Here is a 14,774-nt window from a genome sequence, read left to right as displayed (position 1 = left end):
TCACTGCGGGGTCTCGCCGGTGAGGGCGGACAGCGCGCGCAGTTGTGCGGTCATCAGGTCGTGGACGCCGTCGACGAGTTCCTCCATGGAGGCGAGCTGTCGCCTGCCCGCCAGGGTGAGGGCCCGGGCCGCGGTGTCGAGCGCGGGAGCGGCCGAGGCCGAGGCTGAGGCCGTCGCGGTCCGGGAGCGGGTGAGCCAGGGCAGCTCCGGCGCCGGGTACGGATCGCGACGGAAGGGATATCCGGGCAGGCCGACCCGGCCGCCGACCGCGCCCGTGGCCGCGCCCACGCCCCGCCAGTCCAGGCCCAGGCCACGTCCGTACAGCTCGGCCAGCGCCTCGTACAGCGCGCCGACACCGGCCGACTCCCGGGACCGGCCCGCGGTCCAGCGACTGCCGGGCAGCGCCACCCGGGCCATCGACGTGAGCACGTCGGCGGGCCCGACCTCCAGGAAGTCGGCATGGCCCAGCGCGTGCACGGCGTCCAGCGTCCGCTGGAACAGCACGGGTTCGCGTGCCTGACGGACCAGATGGTCCGCGTCCACGACGGAACCGGCGGCGAGCACCTCGCCCCGCGCGCCGTCCCCGCACGGCATCCGCAGCGGCGTGAACGTGAGGGATCCGGCGGCTTCGCGCAGTGCGGGGAGTACCGGGTCGAGCAGCGCGGAATGGAAGGCGCGGTCCATGTCAAGGAGCCGGCAGGCGATGTCCTTGGCCGCCAGCGCCCGGTGGGCCTCCTCGACGGCCTCCGGGGCACCGGACAGCACGAGGGAGCACGGCCCGTTGACCGCCGCGGTTTCCACCGGCAGTCCGGCACACACCGTACGTACGGTGTCGGCATCGCCGTTCAGGGCCAGCATGCGGCCGGGAGCCGTGGTGCTCATGAGGGTGCCCCGCGCGACCGTGAACCGCAGCCCGTCGGCGAGCGAGAAGGCCCCCGCGGCACAGAGCGCGGCGATCTCGCCGAGGCTGTGCCCGAGCACGCACTCGGGATCGACCCCGAACTGCCGCCACAGCCGCACGAGCCCCATCTGCACCGCGAACTGACCCGCCTGCGTGACCGCGCCCGCACCCCCCGACGACGGTGTCAGGAGTGCGTCATCACCCGAGGACGGCGCCAGGAGTACGTCGAGCAGACTGCCGGATCCTCCGTCCTGCCGATACGTCTCCTCGCACTCGTCCAGGACATCGCGTACGACGTCGAAGTGCCGGTACAGCTCCCGTGCCATGCCCGCCACGGCACGGCCCTGCCCGGAGAACGCGAAGACGAGCGGACCCGCGGCGGGCCGCTGTCCCTCGTCGGGCCGTCCCAGGAACCCGTCGAGACCGTCGGCCAGTTCGGCGGCGGTCCTGCCGTGCACCACCGTGCGGTGCGCGTGGTGCGTGCGGCCGAGCGCCAACGTGGTGTGGACGTCGGCGACAGCGAGCCGGGGCCGTGCCCGCAGCTCGTCCCGCAGCAGCGCGGCGACCTCCCGCAGGGCCTCCGGAGAGCGGGCGCTGAGCGGCACCGGGAGCGGGTGGACGGGCTCCGGGCGCACCGTCGGGACCGGCGGTTCCTCCAGGATCACATGGGCGTTCGTCCCGCCGAACCCCAGCGCGCTGACCCCGCCGCGGCGCGGCTCTCCCTGCGGCGTGCGCCACTCCTCGGCCGCGGTGGCCAGGCGGAACGGGCTGGTCTCCCACGGCAGTCGGGGACTGGGCCGGGTCACGTTCGCGGTGGGCACGATGCGGCCGTGCCGCAGCATCAGGACCGTCTTGACGAGCCCCGCCATCCCGGCGCAGGTGTCCAGGTGCCCGATGCCGGGCTTGACGGAGCCGAGGGCACAGAACCCGGTCCTGCCCCGCGGCGAGCGGTACGCCCGGGACAGCGCCTCGAACTCCACCGGGTCGCCCAGCTCGGTGCCGGTGCCGTGGGCCTCGACGTGGCCGACGGAGTCCGCCTCGACGCCCGCACGGGCCAGTGCGAGCCGGACGACCTCCGTGTGGCCCCGCACGCCGGGCGCGGTGAAGCCGGCCTTGGCGCCACCGTCGTTGTTCACCGCCGAGCCGAGGAGCACCGCATGGATCGCGTCCCCGTCCGCGAGGGCCGCGTCCAGCCGCTTGAGCAGCACGGCGGCCACGCCGTTGCCCCCGACCGTGCCGTCCGACGCGGCATCGAAGGCCCGGCACACCCCGGTCGGCGACAGGATGAACTCCGGATCGTGCGCGTACCCGGCGTCCTGGGGCAGGTGCACGGCCGCTGCCCCGGCCAGGGCGAGGTCGTTCTCGCCCGACAGCAGCGACTGGGCGGCCAGATGCACCGCCACGAGCCCGGTCGAACAGGCGCTCTGGACGGCGACGGCGGCGCCCGTCAGGCCGAGGCGGTAGGCGACCCGGGTGGCGAGGAAGTCCTGCTGCCCGCCGATCAGCCCCTGCATCTGGGCCATGACGTTCGCCGAGGACCCGGCGCCGCCCATGCCGTGCCGCGCGTGGAACGGCAGGCCGGGCCCGTACAGGTTCATCCCGCTGCCCGCGTACACCCCGATGCGACGGCCATGGGCCTGCCCCGCGTACCCGCCGTCCTCCAAGGCGTGGGCGCAGCACTGCAGGAACAGCCGGTGCGCAGGATCGGTAAGGTGCGCCTCCTGCGGGGTCATCCCGAAGTGGTCCGCGTCGAAGCACTCGGCGTCCTCGACGATCCCGGCCGCCCGCACCAGCCCATCGGCCTGCCCGGTGTCCAGGGCGCGCACGCTGCTCTTGCCTGCCGACAGGTTCTTCCAGAACACGGTCAAGTCCGGCGCGGCGGGCAGCCGCGCCGCCATGCCGACGACGGCGATGCGTCCGTCCGTGGCCACCGGCGCGGGCCCCACGTCCTGGCGTCCGTCCGCCACCCCCGGCGCGAGGTGCGCGGCGAGCGCCGCGATGCTGCTGTGCTCGAACAGGGCGGTGTCGTCCAGGGAGAGACCGAGCGAGGCTTCCAGTCGGGTCCTGACCCGCATCAGCGCCAGGGAGGTGAGTCCCAGGTCGAAGAAGGAGGCCTGCGGATCGGCCGAGCCGCCGAGTACCTCCTCGACGAGCGCACCGATGCGGCGGCGCAGCTCCCGCTCGTTGAACGAGCCCATGTCAGCGCTCCTCGCTCTGCGCGGCGGTCAGCCACTGCGCGACCCCGCGGATCGTGGGCGCGGCGAAGAAGTCGGCCACGGGGATGCGCTGCCCGAGCTCCATGAAGATGCGCTCCAGGACGCGGACCGCCGACAGGGAGTTGCCGCCCGCGTCGAAGAAGGAGAGGTCGGGCGCGAACGCGTCGATGCCCAGCTCGACCGACCAGAGCTTGTGCACGGTCTGCTCCAGCTCGCTGAGCTCTGGGGCCGTGCCTTCCAGGACCCCGTGTTCCGGGTCCGCCGTCGCGGCGGTGGCCGGTTCGGCCCGCAGGGCGAGCAACTCGTCGCGGGCGAGCTTGCCGCTCGCGCCGTACGGAATCCGGTCGAGCCGCACCCAGGACTGCGGCACGAGGTACGGGGGCAGGACCGCGGCGAGCCGCGCCCGCAGCGGGGCGCTCCAGTCGCCTTCGGGCACGTACGACGGCGACAGCACCACGAAGGCCGCGAGTTCGGTGTCACCGGACTCGTCCGGGCGGGCCAGGACGACGGCCTCGCGCACTCCGTCGAGACGTCCGAGCGCCCACTGGGCCTCCTCGGGCTCCACCCGGTGTCCCCGGATCTTCACCTGGTCGTCGGTGCGGCCGATGTACTCCAGGACGCCGTCGGCACGCCAGCGCACCACATCGCCGGTGCGGTAGCGCCGATCGTCCGGGTCCGGCGCGCCGATGAAGCCGCGCGCGGTGGTGTCGGGATCGCCGTGGTAGCCGTGCGAGACGGCGACGCCACCGATGACGAGCTCGCCCGGGACACCGATCGGCACCGGCCGCCCCGAGTCGTCGCACACGGCCAGCGTGACGTTGTCGATCGGTCGCCCGATCGGCACGACGGTCTCGTTCGCCGGATCCACGCGGTGCGAGGTGACCATGATGGACGTCTCGGTGGGCCCGTACTGGTTGTGGATCGCCAGATCGGGGCGCTGCGCGGCGAGATCACGCAGCTCGGGGGTGAGCGTGAGCTTCTCGCCCCCGATCAGCAGCTGGCGCAGCGACGGCACGGCCGTGAGTTCCCGCACCAGGTACTTCAGGGGAGTGAACGGCACGCTCATGCGCTCCACCTCGAAGTGGCGCAGCCGGGCCGCGACCGCTGCCGGGTCGTAGCGCGTCGCGTCGTCGATGGTGATCAGCGCCTGCCCCGAGGCAAGGGTCGCGAAGATCTCCTGCACGCTCACGTCGAAGCCCGCCGACGCCCACTGCACGGTCCGTAGCGCGCCGAGCGTACGCAGTTGCCAGCGGATCAGGTTCACCGGACCCCGGTGCGGGACGGCGACGGGCTTGGGACGGCCGCTCGACCCCGAGGTGTAGATGAAGTACGCGGTGTCCTCGTCGTCCACGGCCCTGCCGAGCGGCCCGTCCTCGCCACCGGGCGCCACGTCGTCGAGCCACTGCACCGGACATCGCATCGCGTCGGCCTCGGCGCCGTCGAGCGTCCGGTCGGCGATGACCAGGAGGGCTCCGCTGTCCGCCAGCATGAAGGCCCTGCGCTCGGCGGGCAACGCACGGTCGACCGGCACATAGGCGGCACCGCACTTGAGCACGGCGAGCACCGCCGTCACCAGACCCGGACCGCGCGGCACGCTGACCGCGGCGACCTTGCCCTTGCCCAGGCCCTGTTCGGCCAACCGCCGTGCGAGGCGGTTCGCCGCCGCGTCCAGCTGCGCGTACGTGAGCGGATCGCCGACACCCGCCACCGCGAGGGCGTCCGGAGTCAGCGCGGCCTGCTCTTCGAAGAGGCCGTGCAGCGTGGCGGGTGCGGACTCGGTGCGCTCACCCTGGAAACCGGCCAGGGCCCGCTCGTCCTGTGGGGTCGGCGTCAGCAGCTCGCAGAGCGCGGCGCCGGGCGCGTCCACCGCGGCGCGCAGCAGGTGCTCGGTGTACTCCACGATCCGCCGCACCGTCGACTCGTCGAAGAGCGCGGCGTCGTATTCGACGGTGCAGCGGATGCCCGCCGGGTGGTCGCTGAAGTAGAGGGTCAGGCCGAACGGCGCCTGTGTGCGCGGTACGTGGCGGAACTCGGCGCTCAGTCCGGCGGCCTCGAAGGCGGGGTCCAGCTCCTCCTCGTACTCCATCGCGACCTGGAACAGCGGGTTCGCACCGCTGCCGCGGTCCGGATTGACGGCCTCCACGATCCGGTCGAACGGGACGCCCCGGTGGTCCATGGCCGCCGTGGCGCGGTCCTTGACGCGGTGCAGCAGCTCCCGGAATCCGATGCCGCCGGACAGATCGAGCCGCAGCGCGACCGTTTCGACGAACATGCCGACGACGTCGACGGCCTCCTCGGACCGGTTGGTGACCGCCGTGCCGATGACGATGTCCTCCTGCGCCGCGAACCGGCCCAGGGTGGCGCCGACGGCACCGAGCAGCGCCATGAACGGAGTACAGCCCTCCGCACGGGCGAGACCGCGAACGCCACCACGCAGCTCGGCGTCGAACTCGTGCACCAGCGTGGCACCGCGGACCACATGTCCTGGCGAGCGCGGCCGGTCGGTCGGCAGATTCAGCGGGGCGGTGTCCGCCAACTCCCGTGTCCAGTAGGCCAGTCCGTCGTCCGGGACGGGCCGCTGCGCATCGCTGGGCCAGAGAGGCAGCTCGGGCAGGTCGGTGGGGACGCGCGGCCAGGCGCGGTAGTAGGCGGCCAGGTCCCGGCACAGGATCCGGGTCGACAAGGCGTCGAGGACCGTGTGGTGGGCCACGAGGTAGAACAAGTGCCGCCCGTCGTCGAGCCTGCCGATCCTGGCCCGCACCAGCGGGCCGACGGCGAGATCGAAGTCCGCTTCGTCCTCCAGGTCCCGCAGCCGCAGCAGCGCGGCCGCGTCGTCGAGACCGGGGAGGTCGTTCACCGGGCAGTGCAGCGTCACCGAGTCGAGCACGACCTGTTCGAGGCCGCCGGCCCGCTCCCGGAAGACGGTGCGCAGTTGCGGATGGCGCGCCACGACCCGGCGCAGGGCGACCCGCAGTGCGTCGGTGTCGAGCGGACCTTCGATGAGCAGGGCCTTGGGCTCGTAGTAGGTGTGGCTCCCCGGATTCATCCGGTCGAGCAGCCACAGCTGGTGCTGCAGGGGGGTGGCAGGGGCGGTGCGCGGCGCCGGGGCCGGGCCGGGAGTGGCTTCGGTACGGGGCTCGGCGTACGCGGCGCGCAGCCGGTCGAGCTCGGGCAGCCCGCCGAGCATCCGGTCGGGTGCGACCCCGAAGTCGATGAAACAACCGATCTCGTCCGCGCCCGCGGCGGTCAACGAGTCGAGCACGGGGCGAACGTCGGCGGCGCTGCCGATCAGGGCCCGCGTCGCACAATAGCGGTCGTACGCCAGGCCGAGCACGTAGTCGAGATCGTCCGGGTGGGTGGTCCGCAGGTCGACGTCGATGCCGAGGCTGTTGGCCGCGTTGTCGAACAGGTCGATCGAGGAGCGCAGGTAGTCGCAGAACGGTTTGCGTGCCTCTTCGCGGGCGCGTGCCGCGTCGGGGCCGAGATACGTGTGTACGAGGACCACGACCCGTCCGGCCGCGGGGTCGAGGCCGTGGGCGGCGCGCGCGGCACGATAGCGGGCGATGTTCGCCGCGAGATCCTCGACGCTCTGGGTCATGAGGTTGGTGACGATGCCGAGTCCGGCGCGCGCGGCCCGCTCGTAGCTCTCGGGGTTGGACAGGACCGCGGTGAACAGCGGCACGTCGTCGCCCTGCACGGGCCGGGGGCGCAGGCTCACCTCCACCGGCCCGCCGTCGCCCGAGGCCATGGTCACCGGCCGGCCGGCCCACAGGCGCCGGAACGTGTCGAGGTGCTCGTACATGATGTCCCGCTGTCGCCCGTAGTTCTCCGGCGCGAGGACGAAGTCGGTGGAGTGCCAGCCGCTGGCGAAGCCGAGACCGACCCGCCCGCCGGACAGGTTGTCGACGACCGCCCACTCCTCGGCCACCCGGACGGGATGGTGCAGCGGCAGCACGACGGAGCCCGCGTGCAGCCGTATGCGGGAGGTGCGTGTGGCCAGCGAGGCGGCCAGGACGGAAGGGTTGGGGAAGAGCGCCCCGAACGAGTGGAAGTGACGTTCCGGCAGCCACAGGGCGTGGAACCCGTGCTCGTCGGCGTACTCGGCGGCCTGCAGCAGGTGCTGGTAGGCGAGGGCACTGTCGGGTCCGGGGTAGTCGCCGAAGAAGTAGAGGCTGAAGTCGGGAGAGGTGCGCGCACTGGGGCCGACGGGCACGTCGGCGGCGGAAGGCCTGGCCGATGGAGCAGGGGCCTCGGCCGGCGCAGTGGTTCGAGCCGGGGCGGCCGGGCCGCCCCGGAGAGTGCTGAGGACCTTCAGCTGTTCGGCTGTCAGCTCGGAGAAGCGCGTCATCATCTTCTCCGCCAGCTGCAGCTGATCGGCGAAGAGGGCGAGCGTGGACTCGTAGGCGTCGCCGCTCGGCTCCGGAGACGGCGACGCGACGGGCGGAGGGGTCGGCACGGCGGCCTGCGCGACCTGAGCAACGGGCGCGCTCACAACAGCAGAAGAAGAGGAAGCCGAGGAGGCGGTAAGGGAAGAGGAAGAGGAAGGAGAGGAAGAGGAAGAAGCCGCGACAGGCACGGCGGACTTGGCCGCACGCGCCGCCACCGTCCCGGCCAGCTTCCCCGGCGTGTCCACGGCAGTGAACAGCTCCCGCACGGAGACCCGCACGCCGAACTCGGACTCCAGGGCCCGAGCCAGCGCCATGAGCGCGAGCGAGTCCGCGCCCGCGGAGACGAACGAGGCATCGGCGTCGAACTGTTGGCCCGGGAGGGCGAGTCGGCCCGAGACAAAGGCGAGCACGTCGCCTTCGGTTACCGTCACTTCCACTGCTCCAATCCGCGATCTCATGCCTCGCGCCGCCAATAGACGCCCAGTCCGTCGATGTCCCGAATGGGGTCCGTGACGCCGGACTTGGCCCTCCAGTCGTGCACGGCCTCGGCGCACACGGGAATGTGGTAGTCGTCCACGATCACGAATCCGCCGGGCGACAACTTGGGGTACAGGTGGACCAAGGTGTCCATCGTCGACTCGTACAGATCGCTGTCCAGGCGCAGCACGGCGAGCTGCTCCACCGGAGCGGTGGGGAGCGTGTCGCGGAACCAGCCCGCCAGGAAGCGCACTTGGTCGTCGAGCAGGCCGTACCGCTCGAAGTTCCGGCGGACCGTGGCCAGATCGGTCGCCATGAAGTCGTTGTAGCGGTCGGAGGCGAGTTCCCGGTCACCCGCGTGGGTCGACGCGTCCGCCTCCGGCATGCCCTCGAACGAGTCCGCCACCCATACGCGTCGGTCGGTCACTGCGTGGGCCTTGAGCACGGCTCGCATGAAGATGCAGGCTCCGCCCCGCCACACACCGGTCTCGATGAAGTCGCCCGGTACGGCGTCCTCAAGCGCGGTCGTCACGCAGTGCTCGATGTTCTCGAGGCGGCGTGTCCCGATCATGGTGTGCGCCACGCTCGGCCAGTCGACGCCGAGTTTGCGGTTGAGCTCGTCGTATCCGTCCGCGGGGGCCCAGCTGGCCGGTATGGGCGGATCCTCATAGATGGTGTTCGCCAGTACCTTCTTCATGAGGTCCAGGTAGAGCTGTGCAGTCGACTCCATGCGACGTTCCTGTCGTTAGGGGCGCGCCTCACGCCTCGCGATGACGCGGCGACCGGTATGGGCCTGAGGAAGCCGCAACTGGATGATCGTCTTTTGCCCGGAGCGTCATGGTTCGAGCCATCGACCAGGGTGCTGCCTTGACGCGAGCTGAGTACGTGTTCGAAACATCAGGCACCTCTTCCCAGGCCAGCAGGGCAGGTAAACCAGCGAAGCGTGAGGCTGGAGGGCTGAACCGGGACCCGCAGTCGGTCCGTTTTTCACGCCCCGGCTTCCGCTTTCTCCGCACCGGCCTCCGGGTGGCGCGGCACCGCTGCTTTTCGGGCCATTCCTCTTTCCGGACACCTGTGAGTCGCACAGCGGACAAGAGCCCCCGCCCAGTTCGGGCGGGGGCTCTTGTCCGCTGTGCGACCGACGCTTCGTCAGCTCTGCTGGGCCCGGTCGTACACCTTCTTGGCCGTGGCCTTGAAGATCTCCCCGTACATCTTGGTCGGCTCCAGGGAGTCCAGCGCGCTGTTGACCGAGACCAGCACGCCCTTGCCGGTGGTGGCGTTGAAGTCGGCCAGCCACGGGCCGCCGCTGGAGCCGCCGCTCATGTCGCAGGGGATGGCCTGTGTGCCGTGTTCCTTCTTCGGCTTGCCGACACAGCGCAGGAGTTCCTCGCCGAGCTGCGGGCGGGTGGCGGAGTAGCCGAAGGAGGAGACGGTGCCGCCGACGGGGCGGTTGAAGGCGATGTCCTGGCCGCCCACGACGTCGGTGAGCTTCTTGCCGTTCTTGCCGGCGTCGACGGTCAGCGCCGACATGTCGTCGGTCGAGTCCGTCTCCCAGGTGCGCGGAGTCGCGGCCTGACGGACCGCGAACGCGCCGTAGGGCATCTTGCCCTTGTGGTAGGCGGGGACGAACACCATCGAGATGTTGGTGTTGTAGGGGGAGGAGCCCCGGCGCACGCAGTGGGCCGCGGTCATCACCGTGGAACGGTTGGCGCTCTTCACGGCGGTGGCCGTGCACCAGGTGTCCGCGCCGCTCGCGTTGACGAAGAACAGCCGCCCCACGGTCTTGAGGGTGCTGCCACGCCACGGCTTGGCCTTCGGCCCGGTCGGACCGAGGTCCACGGACTTCCCTACGGCCTTGATACGGGCGGGAGTCCAGTAGGCGAGGGCATCCTTGCGCTCCTTGGTGGTGTACTTCAGGACGGAGACCGGGTCGGCGGAGGCGGCGCGGGCCTGGGAGGTCGCGGCCGTCGCCGGGATCGGGGCGGCGAGGGCGAGTGCCGTACCGGCCACGGCGAGTCCTGTGGCACGGCCGCGAAGACGCCGGGTCACGGAAGCGGATGTCTCGGGCATGGTCGGTATCTCCTCGGTGACTGCGAACGGCGGATGGGGCCTTCGGCCCGCACTGCTAGAGAGGGCGAGCGCAGGGTCGGTTGGCGCTGTCGACGTTCTGTGACATTCGAGGGCGTACGCGGAGGGACACGACCGCAAGGGGCAGCACCAGGAGCCCTTCGGCCGGGGGCGACGGACCGGACGGCGCGGCTGGCCTGCGTACCCTGCTGCGATGACGAGATCTTGGTTGGGCGGCACCCTGACGGTTCCCTCCGGGGGCGGTGCGCGATGAAGAACGACTACGCGGCGGAGCTTCCGTCGCCGGAGGTCCTGTGGACCCACGCGGCCACCCTCGCCGCCTGGGGCGCCGAACACTCGCTGCCCGAGCACAACTACCTCTTCGACAGCAGGGGAGTGCGGTCGGAGGAAGTGGGCAACGGCTGGTGGGCCCTGTCCTGGGTCGAGGGCGGACGCGCCGTGCTGTACGGCCTCGACAACGACTACAGCGAGACCATCCACCTGAGCCCGCCCGTCGACCTGCTGGCAGGCGGTCCGGCCTGGCTGCCGTGGCAGTGGCTCGAACGCCTCGTCGCCGAAGAGGTCCTCGGGTTCGTGTACTGGTGGGAAAACGGGGCGTGGGGGCACGCGCCGTATCCGGCCGAAGTACGTGATGACGGTGTGAGCAGCACCGTTCCGGCGGACGACAGCCAGGTCGAGCAGGTCTGCGCGGCCCTGGTGGACGACGGCGCCGAAGCCGCACGGGTGGCCGACAGCCGGGCGGCACACGGCCGTTCGGCTGCCGCGTCGCTCGCCGACCGGCCGGTGCTGTCGGCCGGTCAGGGGGAGCCTTCGGACCGGAGGGTTCCGTGCGATCTGCCCGAGCAGCACGCCGCGGTCCTCGCCGTGGGCATGAAGGGCGCCGCCGAGAGGGAGCGCGGGGAACCGTCGAACGGATCGGCGGAGCGGGAGCGGTTGGTGAACTGGGTGCGGGACAACGGCGTGGAGGAGCAGGGCCGTAGGGTCCTGGCGGCGGCGTTCGTCGGCGCGGGCGAGCCGTACTACAGGCGGGGCGCGGACGGGTTCCAGGACCTGCTGCGCCGACCCCTGTTCGGCGAGGTGTTCGAACTGCTCACCGCCGTCCGGGAAGCGGAGGCCGATCCGGAGAGCGGTCGCTGGTTGTACGTGAGGGTGACGGTGACCGAGGAGGAGAGCACCGTCGAGCGCGCCTACGACGCGTTGCCGCCCTGGTGGCCCGCGACGCGCGGCATCGTGGCGGCCTTGCCCGGTACGGTCCGGGCCGAAATGGCGGCCAGGGCGCCCGCTTGGCGCCCGGACTGGACCTCACTGGCCGACGAGGACATCGCCCGCAACGGCGCACCGGCCGCGCTCTGCCGGGTGGACGCTCTGCCTCCCTTCGAGCGCCCGAAGAGGGCCTAGGACGTGTAGCGGAAGTTTCCGGTGAGGATGGCGGAGAACTGATCCGTGATCCACAATGATCGGATGGTGACGCTTGAGACTCCCCGTTTGACCCTGCGTCGCTGGCGCGAGGAAGACGTCGTGCCCATGGCTGCCGTCAATGCCGACCCCGAGGTCATGCGGTGGATCCGTGACGGCAGCGTCCGTGACGAGCGGCAGACGTGCGACGGAATCCAGGCATGGGAGAGCGAGTGGGAGTCACGCGGCTTCGGCCTCTTCGCCGTGGAGATCCGTTCCACCGGTGAGCTGGCCGGGTTCACCGGCCTCGCGGTTCCCGCGTTCTTGCCGGAGGTACTTCCGGCGGTCGAGGTCGGCTGGCGGCTGGGACGTTCCCACTGGGGGCAGGGCCTGGCCACCGAGGCCGCTGCGGCCGCCGTACGGTTCGGGTTCGAGGAGCGAGGCCTGGAGCGGCTCGTCAGCATCGCTCAAGTGGGCAACGACGCCTCCGAACGGATCATGGCCAAACTGGGAATGCGTCCGTTCCGTGAGACCGTCAGCCCCACCTACGGACGGCGAGTAAGGGTGTTCGAGCTGTCGTCGGACCAGTACGCCACCACCACGCAGGCCACCACCACGCAGTGACCTCCGCTGCGGCAGCTACAGCTGACGGGCGAAACGCCGGACCGCGTCGGTGAAGGCCTCCGGATCGTCGAAGTTCGCGAGGTGCCTCGCGCGCGGGATCAACTCCACCCTGGCGTTCGGATGGGCACGGGCGAACGCCCCCTCCCCGGAGCGGAAGACTCTGTCCTTCTCGCCGTTCAGGATGAGCACGGGCGCCGCCACGTGACGCATCGCGCCGGCGTCGAAACGGCCCAGCACCTCGCCCCAGGCGACAGGAAGGGTATGGAAGGCGTAGCCGGCGTCAATGGTCGCGTCCACCACCTCGGGCGGATAGAGGCGACGCAGCAACCGGTCGTTCCACCTGGTGAGCCGAGTCTCCGGTACGTGCGGGACGAGAGAGGCCACGGCCCGATACGGCTTGGCCCACGGGCCGCGCGTCGAGACGCTGGCCCCCGCGAGGACGAGACCGCGCAGTAGCTCCGGACGGCACCGTGCGAACTCCAGTGAGGCGTACCCGCCCAGTGAGTGCCCGACGATCAGGGCCGGGCCGCAGCCGAGCTCGTCCACCGCGTCGGCGATGATCTCCGTGGCGCTGTTCAGACTCCAGGGCCGAGCGGAGTGGGCGCCGTGGCCGGGAAGGTCGACGGCTGCCACGCGGAAGTCCTCGCGCAGCGCGGCGACCTGCGTACTCCACTGCCCCGCGCTGAACCGCGTGCCGTGCACGAAGACAATGGGCGGTACGTCCTTGGCCGTCATGAATCCCCCGGTTCAGCGCAGAGCTCTGATCGAAGTGACCTTAACGGCGCGGCCGTTCGACACCAACACACGCATGCACCGATGCACGGGGCTACCCCGGGGCAGGGTCCGGGGCTCTGGGGCAAGGGTCGACCCAGTGAACACGTGAGACGGAGCGGCATGCGGCTGCCGTTTCCGGGCACGGCTGTCTCAGGCAGGGGCGATCATGCTGTCGCGTCCATCGAGGTCTAACCTCGAGCGATATGAGTACAAATGCGGTAATGAGTTGGACTGCCCGTGGAACCGGTGGCTTCAGTGGCGGTCAGAAGCTCTGCCCATGATCAACACGTGGAAGCCGGTCCCGCGCCATCCGGGGAAGCCGGTCGTGGTCGCTCGGCGCAAGAGCGGCCCCATCGGCGGCATCCCTCTGATCCTGGCCGCTGGGGCGTTCGGTGCCTGGGCCATGGCCAGGGGGTGGGGTCGGAACGATCCGGGGGAGATGCCCTTCTTCGCTGCCGGCGTGGTCGCGATCCTCCGGTTCATGTGGCGTGCGGTCGTCCGGCCCCGGGTCGACGTGTACGCGGACGGATTGATCATCATCGGTTTCTGGTCCCGGTACTGGATTCCGGGGGCGGCCATCCGTCGGATCGACGCCGAGGGCGGTATGACGGTCACGACCACGGCAGGCGACGTCATCCCGGTGTTCGTCTTCTCGGGGTCCATGCTGGACCGTGGTCAGGCGGCAGCCGGAGCCCAGCAGATGCGTCGGGCCAAGCCCGCCCGCCCCGCACCGGCGGAGCAGGCCCCCGACGTCATCCGCAGCCCCGACTGGACCTGGGCGGACCTCTTGTTCGTGCCGATGCCCGTCTTCATGATCCTGGCGATGACCGGTGTCTACGGAACCTGGAACTGACAGCGGTCCTCGCTCGCCTGCCAGGAGCGGTGGTCTCGATCAGCCTCCGTGTGCGGTGAGTACGTAGCCCTCGGGGCCCTCGAAGGAGAACTTCGGGCCGAAGGGGCTGTCCGCCATGGGCTCGACGATGTTGATGCCGGCGGCGACCAGCTGGTCGTGGAGCTTGTGGGCGTCGGAGGTGCGGAACCAGAGGACCACACCGAGGCCCGGCCGCGGGGTGTCGGCGAGGCTGACGCCGGGGAGGAGCGCGCGGACGGCGAACGGGGTGGGTTCGGTGTCGAAGACGACCGCGTGCGGGGGCGAGACGGCGGCTCGGCGCAGCCCCAGGTGCTGCTCGCAGAAGGCGGCCGCGGCTTCCACGTCGTGGACCTGCAGGGCGATGAAGTCGGGGCCGTCGATGGCAACAGACATGAGCTTCCCTCTCGTATGTCAGGACTTTGACATCGGAGATTAGGGCGCCGAGCTCCTGCATGTCAAAATGCTGACATGGAGGAGAGTGAGCTGCATGAAGGAGAGTGAGCAGGCGGAGTCGTCCCGCCCCGCGGACGACATCACCCGCCACGTGGGATATCTGCTCAAACGGGCCCAGGCCGCGCTGCGCGGCGCCATGGACAAGGTGCTGCGCGAGCACGGGCTGACCGTGCCGCAGTACTCCACCCTCGAACTCCTGGCGCAGCACCCCGGCATGTCGAACGCCGACCTGGCCCGCGCGACGTTCGTCACGAGGCAGTCCGGGAACGTCGTTCTGCGGGGCCTCCAGGAAGCCGGGCTGATCACCCGCCCCGCCACGGCAGATCACGGCCGGGCCCGCCCCGCGCGCCTGACCGACGAGGGCCACAAGCGCCTCGCGGCGGTCCAGGCCGCCGTGTACGCCATCGAAGAGCGCATGGTCGAGGCGATCCCGCCCCGGCGCGTCGAGGCGCTGCTCACCGATCTCGACCGCATCGCGGAGGCGTTGGAGGACTAATACGAGACCTGCTCTCTTCCGCGCAAGGCGTGCCCCCTTGCGCCGCATGCTGCCCGTGTAGTGCGCTGACCCGCATGAGAAAGAGGAGCAG

The 14,774-nt window shown here is 71.1% G+C and carries 10 protein-coding genes; 4 read left to right on the top strand and 6 right to left on the bottom strand.

Going from position 1 to position 14,774, the window contains the following annotated elements; translation table 11 throughout:
* From AB0L89_RS34730 to AB0L89_RS34715, 4 genes are all read right to left on the bottom strand, one after another.
* Positions 1 to 3,099 carry a beta-ketoacyl synthase N-terminal-like domain-containing protein gene (locus AB0L89_RS34730; RefSeq protein ID WP_365150294.1) on the bottom strand — a complete coding sequence of 1,033 codons (3,099 nt, stop codon included), beginning with the start codon at positions 3,097 to 3,099 and terminating at the stop codon, positions 1 to 3.
* 1 nt (position 3,100) lies between these two features.
* Complete coding sequence (locus AB0L89_RS34725; protein WP_365150291.1) at positions 3,101 to 7,936, bottom strand: MupA/Atu3671 family FMN-dependent luciferase-like monooxygenase; 4,836 nt, start codon at positions 7,934 to 7,936, stop codon at positions 3,101 to 3,103.
* A gap of 23 nt (positions 7,937 to 7,959) precedes the next feature.
* The gene (locus AB0L89_RS34720; protein WP_365150288.1) at positions 7,960 to 8,712 is read right to left on the bottom strand and encodes a TylF/MycF family methyltransferase; all 753 of its coding nucleotides are present in this window, start codon (positions 8,710 to 8,712) and stop codon (positions 7,960 to 7,962) included.
* Between the two features lie 419 nt (positions 8,713 to 9,131).
* A complete protein-coding gene (locus AB0L89_RS34715) occupies positions 9,132 to 10,052 on the bottom strand; it encodes a peptidase (RefSeq protein ID WP_365150285.1) in 921 nt (306 codons plus the stop codon).
* Between the two features lie 267 nt (positions 10,053 to 10,319).
* On the opposite strand from AB0L89_RS34715, the gene AB0L89_RS34710 reads away from it, so the two are divergent.
* Together AB0L89_RS34710 and AB0L89_RS34705 are read left to right on the top strand one after the other, a co-directional pair.
* Entirely contained in the window at positions 10,320 to 11,468 is a 1,149-nt protein-coding gene (locus AB0L89_RS34710; protein WP_365150282.1) for a hypothetical protein, read from the top strand.
* A gap of 63 nt (positions 11,469 to 11,531) precedes the next feature.
* A complete protein-coding gene (locus AB0L89_RS34705) occupies positions 11,532 to 12,089 on the top strand; it encodes a GNAT family N-acetyltransferase (protein ID WP_365150279.1) in 558 nt (185 codons plus the stop codon).
* A gap of 15 nt (positions 12,090 to 12,104) precedes the next feature.
* Here the strand turns inward: AB0L89_RS34705 and AB0L89_RS34700 are convergent, their stop codons facing one another.
* Positions 12,105 to 12,824 (bottom strand): alpha/beta hydrolase, encoded by a 720-nt coding sequence (locus tag AB0L89_RS34700; protein ID WP_365150276.1) that lies wholly within the window; start codon positions 12,822 to 12,824, stop codon positions 12,105 to 12,107.
* 316 nt (positions 12,825 to 13,140) lie between these two features.
* On the opposite strand from AB0L89_RS34700, the gene AB0L89_RS34695 reads away from it, so the two are divergent.
* Complete coding sequence (locus tag AB0L89_RS34695) at positions 13,141 to 13,716, top strand: hypothetical protein (protein WP_365150273.1); 576 nt, start codon at positions 13,141 to 13,143, stop codon at positions 13,714 to 13,716.
* 39 nt (positions 13,717 to 13,755) lie between these two features.
* Here AB0L89_RS34695 and AB0L89_RS34690 read toward each other — a convergent pair whose 3' ends face one another.
* Complete coding sequence (locus AB0L89_RS34690) at positions 13,756 to 14,127, bottom strand: VOC family protein (RefSeq protein WP_365150270.1); 372 nt, start codon at positions 14,125 to 14,127, stop codon at positions 13,756 to 13,758.
* 94 nt (positions 14,128 to 14,221) lie between these two features.
* Between AB0L89_RS34690 and AB0L89_RS34685 the strand changes: the two genes are divergently transcribed.
* On the top strand, positions 14,222 to 14,683 hold the full coding sequence (locus AB0L89_RS34685; RefSeq protein ID WP_365150267.1) for a MarR family transcriptional regulator: 462 nt from the start codon (positions 14,222 to 14,224) through the stop codon (positions 14,681 to 14,683).
* Positions 14,684 to 14,774 lie beyond the last annotated feature (91 nt).

The organism is Streptomyces sp. NPDC052114, assembly GCF_040680155.1.
Taxonomy (GTDB): domain Bacteria; phylum Actinomycetota; class Actinomycetes; order Streptomycetales; family Streptomycetaceae; genus Streptomyces.
This window is presented reverse-complemented; position numbering and strand designations above follow the sequence as displayed.

What these genes read in the sequence shown, in the direction of transcription:
- AB0L89_RS34730 (WP_365150294.1), bottom strand. Translation starts at nt 3,099, where the DNA reads ATGGGCTCGTTCAACGAGCGGGAGCTGCGCCGCCGCATCGGTGCGCTC.
- AB0L89_RS34720 (WP_365150288.1), bottom strand. Translation starts at nt 8,712, where the DNA reads ATGGAGTCGACTGCACAGCTCTACCTGGACCTCATGAAGAAGGTACTG.
- AB0L89_RS34715 (WP_365150285.1), bottom strand. Translation starts at nt 10,052, where the DNA reads ATGCCCGAGACATCCGCTTCCGTGACCCGGCGTCTTCGCGGCCGTGCC.
- AB0L89_RS34710 (WP_365150282.1), top strand. Translation starts at nt 10,320, where the DNA reads ATGAAGAACGACTACGCGGCGGAGCTTCCGTCGCCGGAGGTCCTGTGG.
- AB0L89_RS34705 (WP_365150279.1), top strand. Translation starts at nt 11,532, where the DNA reads ATGGTGACGCTTGAGACTCCCCGTTTGACCCTGCGTCGCTGGCGCGAG.
- AB0L89_RS34700 (WP_365150276.1), bottom strand. Translation starts at nt 12,824, where the DNA reads ATGACGGCCAAGGACGTACCGCCCATTGTCTTCGTGCACGGCACGCGG.
- AB0L89_RS34695 (WP_365150273.1), top strand. Translation starts at nt 13,141, where the DNA reads ATGATCAACACGTGGAAGCCGGTCCCGCGCCATCCGGGGAAGCCGGTC.
- AB0L89_RS34690 (WP_365150270.1), bottom strand. Translation starts at nt 14,127, where the DNA reads ATGTCTGTTGCCATCGACGGCCCCGACTTCATCGCCCTGCAGGTCCAC.
- AB0L89_RS34685 (WP_365150267.1), top strand. Translation starts at nt 14,222, where the DNA reads ATGAAGGAGAGTGAGCAGGCGGAGTCGTCCCGCCCCGCGGACGACATC.